At 72.5% G+C, this 14,268-nt stretch carries 15 protein-coding genes; 7 read left to right on the top strand and 8 right to left on the bottom strand.

The genetic code is table 11. The features are described 5' to 3' along the window. Positions 1-22: 22 nt before the first annotated feature. Positions 23-844 carry an SGNH/GDSL hydrolase family protein gene (locus BUE44_RS32180; RefSeq protein WP_073502554.1) on the top strand — a complete coding sequence of 274 codons (822 nt, stop codon included), beginning with the start codon at positions 23-25 and terminating at the stop codon, positions 842-844. Positions 845-942: 98 nt separating this feature from the next. Here the strand turns inward: BUE44_RS32180 and BUE44_RS32175 are convergent, their stop codons facing one another. Further along, positions 943-1,401 (bottom strand): ATP-binding protein, encoded by a 459-nt coding sequence (locus tag BUE44_RS32175; protein WP_235002682.1) that lies wholly within the window; start codon positions 1,399-1,401, stop codon positions 943-945. Positions 1,402-1,579: 178 nt separating this feature from the next. Here BUE44_RS32175 and BUE44_RS32170 point away from each other — a divergent pair, with 178 nt between their 5' ends. The 5 genes from BUE44_RS32170 (at position 1,580) to BUE44_RS32150 (ending at position 5,353) form a co-directional block, all read left to right on the top strand. Beyond that, positions 1,580-2,404 carry a helix-turn-helix domain-containing protein gene (locus tag BUE44_RS32170; protein WP_200804596.1) on the top strand — a complete coding sequence of 275 codons (825 nt, stop codon included), beginning with the start codon at positions 1,580-1,582 and terminating at the stop codon, positions 2,402-2,404. A 3-nt stretch (positions 2,405-2,407) separates the two neighbouring features. Then, positions 2,408-2,689, top strand: coding sequence for a DUF397 domain-containing protein (locus BUE44_RS32165; protein ID WP_073502553.1), 282 nt, complete (start codon positions 2,408-2,410; stop codon positions 2,687-2,689). Positions 2,690-2,793: 104 nt separating this feature from the next. Continuing rightward, entirely contained in the window at positions 2,794-3,624 is an 831-nt protein-coding gene (locus BUE44_RS32160) for an SAM-dependent methyltransferase (protein ID WP_073502552.1), read from the top strand. Next, entirely contained in the window at positions 3,621-4,439 is an 819-nt protein-coding gene (locus BUE44_RS32155; RefSeq protein ID WP_073502551.1) for an SAM-dependent methyltransferase, read from the top strand. Before BUE44_RS32160 ends, BUE44_RS32155 begins: the two co-directional genes overlap by 4 nt. A 98-nt stretch (positions 4,440-4,537) precedes the next feature. Further along, positions 4,538-5,353 (top strand): SAM-dependent methyltransferase, encoded by an 816-nt coding sequence (locus tag BUE44_RS32150; RefSeq protein ID WP_073502550.1) that lies wholly within the window; start codon positions 4,538-4,540, stop codon positions 5,351-5,353. An 87-nt stretch (positions 5,354-5,440) separates the two neighbouring features. Here BUE44_RS32150 and BUE44_RS32145 read toward each other — a convergent pair whose 3' ends face one another. Beyond that, positions 5,441-6,475 (bottom strand): saccharopine dehydrogenase family protein, encoded by a 1,035-nt coding sequence (locus BUE44_RS32145; RefSeq protein WP_073502549.1) that lies wholly within the window; start codon positions 6,473-6,475, stop codon positions 5,441-5,443. Positions 6,476-6,577: 102 nt separating this feature from the next. On the opposite strand from BUE44_RS32145, the gene BUE44_RS32140 reads away from it, so the two are divergent. Continuing rightward, positions 6,578-6,832 carry a DUF5302 domain-containing protein gene (locus tag BUE44_RS32140; RefSeq protein WP_073502548.1) on the top strand — a complete coding sequence of 85 codons (255 nt, stop codon included), beginning with the start codon at positions 6,578-6,580 and terminating at the stop codon, positions 6,830-6,832. Positions 6,833-7,252: 420 nt separating this feature from the next. On the opposite strand, the gene BUE44_RS32135 is transcribed toward BUE44_RS32140, so the two are convergent. From BUE44_RS32135 to BUE44_RS32110, 6 genes are read right to left on the bottom strand one after another with little or no spacing between them, the layout of a single operon-like run. Then, a complete protein-coding gene (locus tag BUE44_RS32135; RefSeq protein ID WP_073502547.1) occupies positions 7,253-9,973 on the bottom strand; it encodes a fumarate reductase/succinate dehydrogenase flavoprotein subunit in 2,721 nt (906 codons plus the stop codon). Between the two features lie 26 nt (positions 9,974-9,999). Next, positions 10,000-10,791, bottom strand: a complete 792-nt coding sequence (locus BUE44_RS32130) for an ABC transporter ATP-binding protein (protein WP_073502546.1) — start codon at positions 10,789-10,791, stop codon at positions 10,000-10,002. Positions 10,792-10,796: 5 nt separating this feature from the next. Further along, entirely contained in the window at positions 10,797-11,729 is a 933-nt protein-coding gene (locus tag BUE44_RS32125; RefSeq protein WP_073502545.1) for an ABC transporter permease, read from the bottom strand. After that, entirely contained in the window at positions 11,726-13,150 is a 1,425-nt protein-coding gene (locus tag BUE44_RS32120; protein ID WP_073502544.1) for an ABC transporter substrate-binding protein, read from the bottom strand. Before BUE44_RS32120 ends, BUE44_RS32125 begins: the two co-directional genes overlap by 4 nt. An 11-nt stretch (positions 13,151-13,161) precedes the next feature. Further along, positions 13,162-13,389 carry a 4Fe-4S dicluster domain-containing protein gene (locus BUE44_RS32115; protein ID WP_073502543.1) on the bottom strand — a complete coding sequence of 76 codons (228 nt, stop codon included), beginning with the start codon at positions 13,387-13,389 and terminating at the stop codon, positions 13,162-13,164. 42 nt (positions 13,390-13,431) lie between these two features. After that, positions 13,432-14,193 (bottom strand): GntR family transcriptional regulator, encoded by a 762-nt coding sequence (locus BUE44_RS32110; protein WP_073502542.1) that lies wholly within the window; start codon positions 14,191-14,193, stop codon positions 13,432-13,434. Positions 14,194-14,268 lie beyond the last annotated feature (75 nt).

Here is a 14,268-nt window from a genome sequence, read left to right as displayed (position 1 = left end):
GAAAGGAGAAAGATGACCCGACGTGGCTGACGATTCGCAGGGTAATCAGGGGCGCAGGGGACACCGGCAACTCGACAGGGGCGTGATCGGGTCGTACGCCGCGGTGGGGGACAGCTTCACCGAGGGCGTCGGGGACCCCGGCCCCGGCGGCGACTTCGTCGGCTGGGCCGACCGGCTCGCGGTCCTGCTCGCCGACCGGCGCGACGAGCACACCTTCCGCTACGCCAACCTCGCCGTGCGCGGCCGGCTGCTCGACCAGATCGTGGCGGAACAGGTGCCGCGGGCCGTCGAACTGGCCCCGGACCTGGTCACCTTCTGCGCCGGCGGCAACGACATCCTGCGGCCGGGCGGCGACCCCGACGCCGTCGCGGAGCGCTTCGAGGCAGCCGTCGCGGATCTGGCCGGCGCGGTCGGCACGGTGCTCGTCTGCACCGGCTTCGACACCCGCGGGGTGCCCGTACTGCGCCACCTGCGCGGGAAGATCGCCACGTACACCGCGCACGTGCGGGCGATCGCCGACCGCCACGGATGTCCGGTTCTCGACCTGTGGTCGCTGCGCTGTGTCCAGGACCGCAGGGCCTGGAGCAGCGACCGGCTGCACCTGTCGCCCGAGGGCCACACCCGGGTCGCGCTGCGCGCCGCGCAGGTGCTCGGCCTCGACGTGCCCGCCGACCCCGACCAGCCCTGGCCGCCGCAGGACCCGCGGCTGCCGTCGGAGGTGCGCAGGGACAACATCCAGTGGGCGCGGGAGTATCTGGTGCCGTGGATCGGGCGCCGGTTGCGCGGCGAGTCCTCGGGCGACCACGTCGAACCCAAGCGCCCCGACCTGCTGCCCTTGCCCTAGGGCGGAGTTACGCGCCGGGGCCGCGCACCGGGCGGGCCGGCAGGCGTACTCGGGCGACGGATCGGGCGGAAGTCATCGGGCCCGGCGGAGGCGGCGCTTCAGTGGGGCGCGCGGTGTGCGGCCAGTTCAGCCCACACCACGCGGCCCGCGCCGTCCTCCGCCGGGTCCGACCCCCATGCCAGCGAGAGCACGCTGACCAGCAGCAGCCCCCGCCCGCCCTCCTCATCGGCACCGGCGACTCCGGGCGCCGGCACGCCCGTTCCCCGGCCCTGATCGGTCACTTCGACCCGTACGACGCTGCCGCAGTCGTGCAGCACACAGGTGATCTTCTCGCTGTCCGTGTGCCGCACGGCGTTGGTGAACAGTTCGGTCACCACCAGGCTCGCGTCATCGCGCAGTTCCGCGCCGGCGCCCCATTCCCGCAGACGTGCTCGTATCCGCCCGCGGGCGTCCGCGACGGACGCACTGAGCGCGGGCAGCCTGAACACGTCACGGCGGCCGGGGTCGCCGACACCGTCTCGGCGCTCGCGCCGAAGGGCGTCAGGTGAAGGAACCACTCCGTAACTATGAGGCTCGTGCGCAACACATGGCAAGGTCCGATCTGTAATTTACAGAATCGCTGCTACATGCTGTTGCGTGCGCTGACAACATGACAGACTGCTTCTCAGCCAAGGAAGTTGGAGGATGAGCCACGTGATGGACCCCCGGCCGGGAGGAGCCCCGACCGTCCTGCGCATGGTGCTCGGCAAGCGCCTTCAGGATCTGCGGGAGCGGGCCGGAATCAGCCTGGAAGAGGCCGGCCGGGCGCTGGACGTCACGCATGCCACCGTCCGCCGCATGGAGAAGGCCGAAGTCGGGCTGAAGATCCCGTATGTCGAGAAGCTGCTCGTCACATACGGAATCACCGCACCCGAGGAGATCAGCGGCTTCCTCGCGCTCGCCCGCGAGGCCAACAGGCCCGGCTGGTGGCACAGCTTCCGCGACGTCCTGCCCGACTGGTTCAGCGCCTTCGTCAGCCTCGAAGGCGAGGCCGCGGTCATCCGCGCGTACGAACCGGCCTACGTGCCCGGCCTGCTGCAGACTGCCGACTACGCCAGGGCCACGCTGCGCGCCGGGCTTCCGCACGCGGCGGACGAGGAGATCGACCGGCTGCTCACCCTGCGGACCGAACGCCAGACCCTGGTCACGCGGGCCGACGCGCCGCTGCTGTGGATCGTGATGGACGAGACCGTGCTGCGCCGCCCGATCGGCGGCTGGCGGGTGATGCGCGAGCAGATGGAACGCCTGATGGAGGCCACCGAGCTGCCCAACGTCAGGCTGCAGATCATGCCGTTCGCGGCTGGACCGCATCCGGCCATGTACGGGCCGTTCCACATCTTCCGGTTCCAGCTCCAGGAGATCCCGGACATCGCCTACGCGGAAAGCCTGGTGGGCGGCTCTTACTTCGACGAACGCGACGACGTGTCGACGTTCCTGGAAGCGCTCGACCGGATGTGCGCGCAGGCCGCGCCAGCACAGAGCACCAAAGCCATCCTCGATGGCATGCGCAAGGAGATCTGAACGATGGATCGCGTCGGCAATGACGGCATATGCGGGTACGAGGACATATACGACGGAATCTACAACGGTATGCCCGCCAACCAACTCGGCGTCGAGGGCTGGCGGAAACCGTGGAGCGGCGGCAACGGCGGCTCGTGCGTCGAGGCCAAGCGACTCAACGACGGCAGGGTGGCGCTGCGCCAGTCCACCGACCCCGACGGCCCGGCGCTGATCTACAGCAACCACGAGATCACCACGTTCATCCTGGGCGCCAAGGCCGGCGAGGCGGACTTCCTGCTCGGCTGAGCACCGCGTACGCACGCACGACGCATGCACGACGCACGATCGATGACGCACCACGCACCACGCACCACGCATGACGCAGGACGCAGAGGCACCGGAGGGCGGCCGTGACCGAGCAGGGATTCCCCGCGGGGAAGATAGACACCAGTAGGCCCCATCCGGCCCGCATGTACGACTTCTACCTGGGCGGCAGAGACAACTACGAAGTGGACCGCGACGCCGCCCAGAAGGTGATCGACCTCTTCCCGGACATCGTGCCCATGGCGCAGGGCAACCGTCGTTTCATGCACAGGGCTGTGCGGTTCCTGGCGGAGAGCGGTGTCCGGCAGTTCATCGACATCGGCACCGGCATCCCCACCGCCCCCAACACCCACCAGGTCGCGCAGAAGATCGCGCCCGACGCCCGTGTCGCCTACGTGGACAACGACCCGATCGTGGCGACCTACGCCGGGGCGCACCTGCTGAACGCCGGGAACACCGGCTTCTTCCTCGGCGACGTGCGCGAGCCGCAGAGCATCCTGCAGCACCCGACCATCAGCGAGATGATCGACTTCGACCAGCCGGTCGGGCTGATGCTGATGGCCATCCTGCACTTCGTCACGGACGACGAGGACCCGATGGGGCTGGTCGCCGCCTACCGCGACGCGCTGCCCGACGGCAGCTACCTGATCCTCAGCCACACGACCGGCGACTTCCACCAGCTGGACGGCGACGCGGGGGAGGCCAGGGACGTCTACCGGGACAAGAGGGCGACCGCCACCTTGACCCTGCGGTCCCACGCAGAGGTGCTGCGCTTCTTCGACGGCTTCGACCTGGTCGACCCCGGCCTGGTCCAGCCGCCGCTGTGGCGCCCGGACGGCCCCGTGCCCTCCGAGCAGGAGATTTCCCACGTCGGTTTCTACGGCGGCGTCGGCGTCAAGAACGGGAGGACGGCATGACAGAGCAGGGCTTCTCCGTCAGGGAGATCGACACCAGCAGGCCGCACCCGGCCCGGATGTACGACTTCTTCCTCGGCGGCAGGGACAACTACGAGGTCGACAGGGAAGCGGCCCAGCGGGTCGTCGACATCTTCCCGGACATCGTGCCCACCACCAGGGCCAACCGCCGCTTCATGCACCGGACGGTGCGGCACCTGGCGCAGAGCGGTATCCGGCAGATCATCGACATCGGCACCGGCATCCCCACCGCCCCCAACACCCACCAGGTCGCGCACGAGGTGTCGCCGGACGTCCGGGTGGCGTACATCGACAACGACCCGATCGTGGCGACGCACGCCGGGGCGCACCTGCTGGGCGCGGGCAACACCGGCTTCTTCCTGGCCGACCTGCGCGAACCCGCCACCATCCTCGGACACCCGACCATCGGCAAGCTGATCGACTTCGACCAGCCGATCGGCCTGATGCTGGTGGCCGTCCTGCACTTCGTCCGCGACGACGAGGACCCGGCGGCGCTGGTCGCCGCCTACCGCGACGTGCTGCCCGCCGGCAGCATGATGGTCATCAGCCACGCCACCAGCGACTTCCACCCCCCGGAGACGGGCGTGGAGGACGCCAAGGACGTCTACAAGGACCGCGAGGCGACCGCGACCGTCACCACCAGGCCGTACGAGCAGGTCCTGCCGTTCTTCGACGGCTTCGACCTGGTCGACCCCGGCCTGGTCCAGATCCCGCTCTGGCGCCCGGACGGCCCGACGCCGACCGCGGAGGAGCTGAGCCACGTCGGCACCTACGGCGGGATCGGCATCAAGGTCTGAGCCCCTCGAACACCAGGACCGGAACCAGGACCAGAACCCGTACCCCTACCCGTACCGCATCCGCACCCGCACCGCGTCGAAGGAGCCGGAGGACGGAGTTGACCGAACAGGGATTCCTCGCTGGGGGGATAGACACCAGCAGGCCGCACCCGGCCCGGATGTACGACTACTACCTCGGCGGCAGGGACAACTACTGGGTCGACCGCGAGGCGGCCCAGCAGGTCATCGAAGCCTCGCCCGAGGTCGTGGACAGCGCGGTCGCCAACCGCGAGTTCCTGCGGCGTGCCGTCAGGCACCTGGCCAGGAGCGGCATCCGGCAGTTCATCGACATCGGCACCGGAATCCCCACGTCACCCAACACCCATGAGACAGCCCAGTCCGTGGACCCCGACGCCCGGATCGCGTACATCGACAACGATCCGATCGTGGCCGCCCACGCCGGGGCCCGGCTGCTCAGGGCCGGCAACACCGCCTTCGGGCTCGCCGACATGCGCAACCCCCGGAGCATCCTCGACCACCCGGCCGTCAGCGGCCTGATCGACTTCACCGAGCCGGTCGCGGTCATGCTCGTCTCCGTCCTGCACTTCGTCAGCGACGACGAGGACCCGGCCGGCACCATCGCCCTGCTGAGGGACGCGCTGCCCGCCGGTAGCCACCTCGTGCTCTCGCACGGCACGGCCGACTTCCACCCCGACACCGTCGGCGAGGCGGTCTCGGTCTACCGCAAGGCCACCGCGAACCTCAGCCTGCGGTCGTACGACGACGTCCTGGCCTTCTTCGACGGCTTCGACCTGCTCGACCCCGGCCTGGTCCTGGTGCCGCTGTGGCACCCGGACGGAGCGGAGCCCGGGCCGGAGGAGCTGCGGAAGATCGGCGTCTACGGCGGCGTCGGCCGCAAACCACAGACCAACTAACACCGGGGAAGGGAAGGACGGCGGCCGAGCGGTCATCTCGGACTGCTCGGCCGTCGCCCGACCACACCGGCACCGACTCCGGCGCTGTCAGCGCAGCGCCGCCATGGTGACCGTCACACCGTCCAGCGTGGACGCGAAGTCCGCGCCCAGCGCGCGCGACGGCGTCTGGAAGCCCGCCGCCAACTCCGGCAGCCGCTGGACGATCCGCAGCACCGCGTCCACCGTCAGCTTGTACGGGTTGGGTCCGGTGAGCGTCGCCGAGACCGTGTTCCCCGCCGCGTCCCTGGCGCGCCCCCAGACCTCGCAGCCCGTACCGGTGCCGTTCAGCGCCCGCTCGCCCGGCCCCCGCACCAGCCGCCCCACCGCCCCGCCGACCACGCCCCGCAGCGGGCCCAGCCGCAGCATCCGGGTCGCGGCCAGCGCGGGCGCCGGCACCGCCGTATACGTGGTGATGTCCGGGATACCCGTCGAGTGGTACGCCGTACTGACGTCTCCCCACGGCACCGACACCACCGTCCGCGCCCCCGAGGGGAAGGCCGCCCGCACCTGCCGCGACGCGAACGGCACGGTACGGATCTCCCCGCCGGACCTGATCCGCCCGCCGTCCGCCGCACTCTCCACCGCCGTACGCACCGTGCCGGGGCTCGCCCCACCGCGGGTGACGAAGGCCAGGTCCAACTGCGTCGCGTCCGGCAGCCGGGCCGCCAGCAGCGCCGCCACGCAGTCGGTCGGGACGACGTCGAAGCCCGCGCCGGGCAGCAGCGTCACCCCGGCCGCCGCCGCCCGTCCGCCCAGCGCGTACAGCGACTCGAAGACGTCGATCTCACCGGTGATGTCCAGATAGCCGGTGCCGGTCTCCACGCAGGCCGCCGCCATCGGCAGAGCGGTGCGCGTGAAGGGTCCCGCACAGTGCGCGACGCTCTCCACACCGTCCAGCGCACGGCGTATCGTGCCCGGCTCCTGCAAGCCGAAAACCCGGTGCTCCAAGCCGAGTTCGGCCGCCAACGGCACCACCTTCGCGGCACTGCGGCCCGCCAGGACGGGGCGCATCCCGAGGGCGACAGCGCGGCGCGCGACCAGCCGGCCGGTGTAGCCGGTGGCGCCGTACAACAGCCAGGTCATGGGTGTGATCCTTCTCCGAGGGCCTGACCGGAACCGTACACGCGCGGCCCGCGTCGGCGATATCGGGTGGGCGGTGCGCCCGCGGCGTGCGACTCTGGTCCCATGACCGATCAACAGCACCAGCCCGCCGCGGCCCCCGCGGCCGCCGAACCTTCCACCGACGAACCCCAGGTCGCGGCTCCCGCCACGGACGAGGACGAGGACGAGGTGAAGCGGAAGTTCCGCGAAGCGCTCGAACGCAAGCAGGGCGCTCGCCGCGGGGCCGGCGGCACCGGGACCGGCCCCGACCAGTCCAAGATCCACGGCGCCCACGGACGCGCGGGCGGCCCCCGCGAATTCCGCCGCAAAAGCGGCTGACGCCGCACCCCCCGGGCAGGCACCCGACTCCCCGCCGGCCCGGGGCGACACCCTCCCGGTGCCTTGCGTCCCCCACCGCGGCCGAGCACGCCTGTCCCGCGCCCCTTCGGACGCGCCCTCCCGCCGAACTCCGCCGCGGAGGGCAGCGCCTTTCAGGGGCGCGGGGAACTGCGCGCCCCGCCCGAACAGGCGGGTTGGCAAGCAGCGTCTCCGCAGGGGCAGCGCCTTTTAGGGGCACGGGTAGGTAGGCAGCGCCCTCCGCAGGGGCGGCGTCTTTCAGGGGCGCGGGGAACTGCGCGCCCCCGCCGAACAGGCGGGAAAGCAAGCGGCGTCTCCGCGAGGGGCAGCCCTCCTGGGCCACCAGGCGCAGCTCCGGGGCAGAGCGGATCGGCGGGGAGAGCGGGGGCGGGCCGCGGTCCGTCAGGGGGTGAGGGCGCGGCTGGCGAAGGCGCGGACATCGGGGTCCGGGTCGTTGGCGGCCGCCCCGGCGAGAACGGCACGGACGTCAGGCAAAGGCGCATGCCGGCCGAGCGCGGTGACGGCGGCCCGCCGCACATCGGCGTGCGGGTCGGCCGCGGCCGGCAGCAGGACCGGGAGAGCGATCTCCCGGCCGACCGGGGCGAGCGCGAGAGCCGCCCCCTTCCGCACCCGCCACGACGCGTCGGCACCCGCGCTCACCGCGACCGCGTCGAGCGGCGGCGGGCAGCCGACGGCCCCGGCGGACTCCAGAGCCGCGGCCCGCACCAGCGGGTCCGGGTCCACCGCCAGCCGCCCGAGCAGGGCGACCGCGCCGGCGGCCCGTACGGCCGCGAGCCCCTTGGCAAGGGCCACCCGCACCTCGCGCGACGCGTCGTCCGCGACGACGGCGAGGGCGTCGGCCGCGTCCAGCGCGACGAGCCCGCGCACCGCCTCCAACCGCACCCGCGGTTCGGCGTCGCCGAGCGCGTCGGCGAAGAGGGCGGCCTCGCCGAGGCGCAGCTCCCGCAGCGTGCCCGCGGCGGCGGCCCTGGCGGCAGGGTCGGGGTGGCCCATCGCCGCGGCCAGCGCGGCGCCCAGCTCCGGCGTGGGCGGCAGGACCTCCACCAGTTCCAGCAGCCCGGCCCCCGCGGTGCCCCGCACCCCGGCGTCCGGGTCGGCGAGTGCCGCGGCCAGCGCCGGACCGGTGCCTGCGGGGACCGTCTCGGTCAGCAGGTCGACGGCGGCACGCCGTACCGACGCGTCGCCGTCGGCGAGATACGGCGCGAGGTCCGCCAGCGCCGGTTCCCGCTCGGCGAGTTCGAGCAGCGCGAGGATCCGCGGCGAGCCGCCCGCCGCGGAGGCGGAGGCGGACCCGGAAGGCCGCGCTGCCACCGCCCCGGGGTCGAGTGGCGGGACCTCCCGCCGACCGGCCGTCGCGACCTGCTCGGGCCGCACCTCCCCGATGACCCGCACCTCACCGCCGGCCGGTGCGAAGCCCTCCACGGGCACTACGTAGGGCGCCACCGGCCGGGTGAGGAATTCCATCGACCCGCCCGCCCCCTTGCGGAGGTTGAGGTGGTGCAGCCACCCCGCGTCGTCCCGCGAGGGGTGGTCGGTCCGCTCGTGGTAGAGCCCCCAGCGGCTCTCGGTGCGGGCCAGCGACGACCGCGCCGCCATCTCGGCGCAGTCCCGGATGAAGGACACCTCGGCGCACCGCATCAGCTCGTGCGGGGTGTGCCCGCCCATCGCCTCGATCTCGCCGCGCATCCGCTCGAACGACTCGACCGCCAGCGACAGCCTGGCCCCGCTCTTGGGCGGCGCCACGTAGTCGTTGACGAAGCGCCGCAGCTTGTACTCGACCTGGGTCTGCGGCGGCCCCTCCGGGTGCCGCAGCGGCCGGTAGACCAGCTCGTGCGCCGCCGCCAACTGGTCGGCGGGCAAGGGCCCCTCGTAGCGCGGCCGGCCGGCCGCGTCCGCGCCCGCCAACTCGCCGTAGACGAAGGCCCCGATCATGTAGTTGTGCGGCACGCAGGCCAGATCGCCGGCCGCGTAGAGCCCGGGCACGGTGGTGCGGGCGTGCTCGTCCACCCAGACCCCGGACGCCGAATGGCCCCCGCACAGGCCGATCTCGGAGATGTGCATCTCCACGTCGTGCGTGCGGTAGTCGTGGCCGCGCCCGGCGTGGAAGGTGCCGCGGGTGGGCCGCTCGGTGGAGTGCAGGATGGTCTCCAGGGCCGCCACCGACTCCTCCGGCAGATGGCTGAGCTTGAGGTAGACCGGGCCGCGCTCCGAGGCGACCTCGGCCGCGAACTCGCTCATCATCCGGCCCGACCAGTAGTCGGAGTCCACGAACCGCTCGCCGTGCCGGTTGACCTGGTAGCCCCCGAAGGGGTTTGCGACGTAGGCGCACGCGGGCCCGTTGTAGTCCTTGATGAGCGGGTTGATCTGGAAGCACTCGATCCCGCTGAGTTCGGCGCCGGCGTGGTAGGCCATCGCGTGCCCGTCACCGGCGTTGGTGGGGTTCTCGTACGTCCCGTACAGGTAGCCGCTGGCGGGCAGGCCGAGACGGCCCGCCGCACCGGTCGCCAGGATCACCGAGCCCGCCCGTACGGTGACGAAGCGCCCGGTGCGGGTGTTGAAGCCCGCCGCGCCCACCGCCCGCCCGCCGGCGGTCAGTACGCGCACCGGCATCACCCGGTTCTCGATCCGGATCCGCTCGCGGTTCTCGCGCCGCCGCAGCACCCGGTAGAGGACCTTCTTGACGTCCTTGCCTTCCGGCATCGGCAGCACGTAGCTGCCGGACCTGTGCACCTGCCGGACCGCGTACTGCCCGTGCTCGTCCTTCTCGAACTTCACGCCGTAGCGCTCCAGCCGCTGCACCATGGCGAAGCCGCGGGTCGCGGTCTGCCGGACGGTCGCCTGGTTGACGATGCCGTCGTTGGCGCGGGTGATCTCGGCGACGTAGTCGTCCGGTTCCGCCCGCCCCGGCACGACCGCGTTGTTGACCCCGTCCATGCCCATCGCCAGCGCGCCCGAGTGCCGTACGTGCGCCTTCTCCAGCAGCAGTACGTCGGCGCCGTTCTGCGCGGCGGTCAGCGCGGCCATGGTCCCGGCCGTTCCGCCGCCGATCACCAGCACGTCGCAGCCGAATTCCTCGGCGTCGGTCAGCTCGGGGATGTCCATCGATGGCCTTTCGGAGGTCGGCGGCGTCAACTGGCCAGCGATTCGAGGAGGTCACGGCGTACGGCGGCGGTCGCGGCCGTGTCGTGCGCGGCCCGGTCGCGCGGCCGCGGCACCGCGACCAGCCGTACCGGCGCGGCAGGCGACGAGCCGAGCAGCGCCACCCGGTCGCCGAGGAAGAGCGCCTCGTCCACGTCATGGGTCACGAAGACGACCGTCGCGCGGGTCGAGCGCAGCACGTCGACGAGCAACTGCTGCATCCCCGCGCGGGTCTGGGCGTCCAGCGCCCCGAACGGCTCGTCCATCAGCAGCGCCCTGGGCCGCCCGGCCAGAGCCCTGGCCAGCTGCACCCGCTGCCGCTGCCCGCCGGACAGCCGGTGCGGCAACCGGTCCTCGCAGCCCGTGAGGCCGACCCGCCCCAGCCACTCCACCGCCCGCGCCCTGCGCTGCGACCTGGGCATCTTGCCGATGGCCAGCGGGAGTTCGACGTTCGCGCGGGCGGTGCGCCAGGGCAGCAGCCCGTCATCCTGGAAGACCAGCGCCCGCCCACCGCCCGGCCCGGTCAGCGGGCGGCCGTCCTCGGCCACCTCACCGCCGAGCGGCGGCAGCAGCCCGGCGAGGGTGCGCAGCAGCGTCGACTTGCCGCACCCGGAGGCGCCGACCACGGCCAGCACCTCGCCGGGCACCACGTCGAGCCCGACACCGGCGAGCACCGGGGCGCCGCGCCGCCCCAGCACCGCGTCGCGAAGCGTGAGCCGGGCGCCGTCCGCGGCGGGCGGCCGCGGGACGCGGGAGGGGGTGGAGGGGGCGGAGAGCGTCATCGCGGTCACCTGCCGGGAGTTGCGGAGTCGGGTACGGGCACGGGCACGGGATCGGTCCGCGGCCTGTCCTCGCTCACGCCTTCCGGCGCGGAGAGGGAACCGCGCACCGGCGCGGGGGACGTGCGAGCCCGGCGGCGTATCGCGCCGCGGTCCGCGCCCTGTTCGGTGCGCGGCAGCCAGCGGGTGGCCCGGCGGCCCGCGAACTCCACCGCCGAGGAGGTGAGATGGCCCAGCAGCCCGATGGTGACCATGCCGACCAGCACACCCGGGTAGTCGACCACCGTGTAGTCCTGCCAGGTGCGGTAGCCGACCCCGTACTGACCGGAGATCATCTCCGCGGAGATCACGCAGATCCACGCCACGCCGATGCCGACCGACAGGCCGCCGAAGATGCCCGGCAGCGCGCCGGGCAGCACGACCTGTGCGAGCACCCGCCACCGGCCGCCGCCCATGGTCAGCACGGCCTCCTCCCACACCGGGGTCAGCGCGCGCACCGCGTGCCGGGTGCTGACCAGGACCGGGAAGAAGGCGGCCGAGAAGGTGATGAAGACGATGCCCTGCTCGTTGCTCGGGAAGAGCAGGATCGCCACCGGCACCAGCGCGATCGCCGGTATGGGCCGCAGCAGTTCGACGATCGGACCGAGCAGGTCCTCGGCGAGCCGTGAGCGCCCGATGGCGACCCCGAAGGCCACCCCCAGCACCGCGGCGAGACCGAAGCCGGTGAGGATGCGGTCCAGGCTGTCGCCGAGATCCTGCCAGTAGGCGCCGGTCCCGAGCCGGTGCCCGAACTCCTTGCCGACCTGCACCACCGTCGGCAACTGCTCGAAGTGCACCCACAGATGGACCCGCAGCGCGGTCACCGCCTGCCACGCGCCGAGGAAGGCCAGCAGCGAGACCGTACGCAGCAGGTAGCGGTACGCCCGCGCCTCGCCGGTCACGACGCGCCCTCGACGGCCCGCGCGAAGTCCACCAGGTGCCAACCCGGATGGGCGGCCAGCCACTTCGCGGCGTTCTCCTGGGTCGTGAACGGCTGGAAGCGGTCGGCGGCCCCGGCCGCCGGATCGGTCGCCCACACCGCGCGGTCGGCGAACCACCGCGTCCCGGTCAGCGCGTCGGGCACGTACGCGGCACGTACCGCGGATCCCGGATGCTGCCGCAGATACCGCAGCAGGCAGCTCGGGGTGGTGAAAGGCACCGTCCGCTGCTGCCCGGCCGGCCACGCCTCGCTCGCCGTCGCCGGGTCGGCCACCTTCCCCCCGCACAGCGGGTCGGTGCCGGTCACCGGCGCCGGGTTGGCCAGTGAGGCGGCCTGCCGGTCGTAGTCGGCGCCGACCGCCCGCCGGATGAAGCTGTCGTCGGCGAAGTGGCTGATGTCGATCTTCCCGACGAGCTTCTCCGAGGCCAGCACCGGCACGTCCTCGGCGAACGCGTCCAGCAGCTGCTTCTTGATCGTCGGGTCGAAGGTGGCGATGCCGCCGGGGCCGTTGTAGAGGTAGACCACCTCGGGCGGCAGGCCGGTGGCGGTGGCGACCTTCTGCGCGGCGTCCAGCGGATGGGCGTGCAGGTAGTCGGTGGCCTCGACCTGCGCCGCCAGGAAGGCGTCCACCACCGCGGGCCGCTGCTCGGCGAAGGCCCTGCGCACGGCCACCCCGTGGAAGGTCGGCAGATTCAGCGCCGCCCCGTCGTAGAGCGCCTTCGCCTTGCCGTCGAAGACCAACTGCCCAGGCCAGGCGACGAACTGCGACAGCGCGTCCACGCTGCCCGCCTGGAGCGCCGAAGCTCCCACCGCCGGCTGCTGGTTGAGCTTGTGCAGATCGTGGTCCGCGTCAATGCCGCGCTGCCGCAGGGCCCGTACGAGCGTGCCGTCGGCCGCGGAGCCGATGCTGGTCGACACCTTGCCGCCGCGCAGGCCCGACAGGTCGGTCAGCTTCGAATCCGGCGCGGTCACCACCATGTTGAGCCCACCGCGCAGGTTGTAGCCGGTCACCGACACCAGCTCGGTGGGCTGCCGCAGCTGCACCCCGCGGGCTGCGTTGATCAGCAGCGGGAAGTCGCCCATCGACCCGACGTCGATCTTCCCCGCCACCATCTGCGCGGTGATCGGCGCACCGGTCGCGTAGTCCTGCCAGTCGACCTTGTACGTCGTCCCGTCGCGCTGCCCGAGCGCCTTGAGCTGCTGCTCGAAATAACCGAGGGAACGCAACAGGGTTCCCGCAGTCACCGTGTTGATGGTCTTGGACTGGTACCCGACGTGCACGGTCACGGTCTTCGAGCCGCTCCCGCCACCCGCGTCCGAGCCGCAGCCGGCCAGCGGCAGCAGGAGGGCGGCGGCACCCGCCGCCACCAGGATCTTGCGCATCCGAGCACCTCTCAACGCAGCAGATAGGGCATGTTGACGGTCACCGCACCGGTCGGACAGCGGGCCGCGCACGGGCCGCAGTACCAGCACTCGTCGACGTGCATGAAGGCCTTGCCGCTCTCCGGGTTGATCGCCAGGGAGTCCAGCGGGCACATGTCGACGCACAGCGTGCAGCCGTCGATGCACAGGGACTCGTCGATGGTCACGGGCACGTCGGCGCGCTGCGGCACGACAGGCATGGCTGTCTCCAGGAAGGGGGTGTGGTGGCGCTCAGGTGGTGGTCAGGAGCTGCGGTGCAGCAGTCCGCGCATGGTGATCCGGTCGCCGCGGAAGCGGACGAACTCCAGGTCCACCGGGCGGCCGTCGGACAGATGGGTGAGCCGTTCCAGCATCAACAGGGCGGCGCCGCGCGGCGCTTCGAGCACGGTCGCGGAGTGCAGGTCGGCGCTGACCGCCTCCAGCGTGATCTCGGCGGTGCCGAGCGGCCGGCCCGCGACCTGCTCCAGCAGCCGGAAGACGTCGTTGTTCTCCAGATCGGCATCGAGCAGGCCGATGCCCAGGTCCATCGGGATGTAGGTGAGGTCGAGCGACAGCGGGAGGCCGTCGAGCCGCCGCAACCGCTCGATGTAGAGCACGTCGTCGTGCTCCTTGATCCGCAGCCGCGACGCGACCGCGGCCGGCGCGCGCACCGGGCCGAGCGCGCGCACCTCGTTGCTGACCTGCCCGTGCCCGTGCAGCGTCTCCGCCAGCCCCATCAGCCGGTCGAGACCGTGCGGATACTTCTGCCCCACGGCGACCGTGCCCAGCCCCGGAACCCGCTCCACCAGGTGCTCGGCGCGCAGCAGGTCCAGCGCCTGCCGCACGGTGTTCCGCGACACCCCGTACTCCGCCCCGAGCGCGTCCTCGTGCGGCAGCACGCCGCCCGCGAAGACCTGCCCGAGCACCTGCTGCCGCAGCAGATCCGCCAACTGCCGTGCCTGGTCCGCCCGCAGCCGCCGCCGCGCGGCGCCCGCGGGACGCTGCTGCGTGCGGTCGGCTGCCATCGACTTCTCCGCTTCGGTCTCGTCCCGCTCCCACGGCGACGTCGCCGCCGTGCACGGACCATACCGACGAGCGCG

It is taken from the genome of Actinacidiphila paucisporea (genome assembly GCF_900142575.1).
Classification (GTDB): domain Bacteria; phylum Actinomycetota; class Actinomycetes; order Streptomycetales; family Streptomycetaceae; genus Actinacidiphila; species Actinacidiphila paucisporea.
This window is presented reverse-complemented; position numbering and strand designations above follow the sequence as displayed.